The organism is Ligilactobacillus salitolerans (genome assembly GCF_003864415.1).
Taxonomy (GTDB): domain Bacteria; phylum Bacillota; class Bacilli; order Lactobacillales; family Lactobacillaceae; genus Ligilactobacillus; species Ligilactobacillus salitolerans.
In genome coordinates this window covers 1-416 of the sequence record NZ_BFFP01000113.1, presented here as the reverse complement: position 1 = coordinate 416, position 416 = coordinate 1, and the positions used below count along the sequence as shown (strand labels likewise).

Sequence of the window (416 nt, the reverse complement as noted above, 5' to 3'; positions counted from 1 at the left end):
CCTAAATTTACTCGAGATTAAAGACCCTAATATCCAAACTTCTGCAGTCGAGGATCAAGTTCAAGATAACTTGCACTTTAAAGAAGTCTCTGCAATCTTGACCTACCAAGCCGACAAATGTCCTTTCTGTACCTCAACTCAGGTGGTTAAAAATGGTACTCGGCCAACGACGCTAAAGTTGCCGGCTGTAGTTCAAAAACCGGTTCATTTAGGGCTTAGAAGACAGCGCTATTTATGTCGCGCTTGCCATAAAACTTTCAGTGCTGAGACACAGATTGTCCAACGCGGGCACTCGATCACAAGGCAAGCTGAACAAGTCATTCATGCCTTAGCCCAGGAGTCTTTACCAATCAAAACAATCAGTAAAATCACTGGAATTTCGACATCTTCGATTCAGCGGATCCTATATAAAGATA

The 416-nt window shown here is 42.8% G+C and carries 1 protein-coding gene; it reads left to right on the top strand.

The features are described from left to right. A partial coding sequence (locus tag LFYK43_RS12300) for a transposase family protein (RefSeq protein WP_148095640.1) occupies nucleotides 1-416 on the top strand: 416 nt, incomplete at both ends.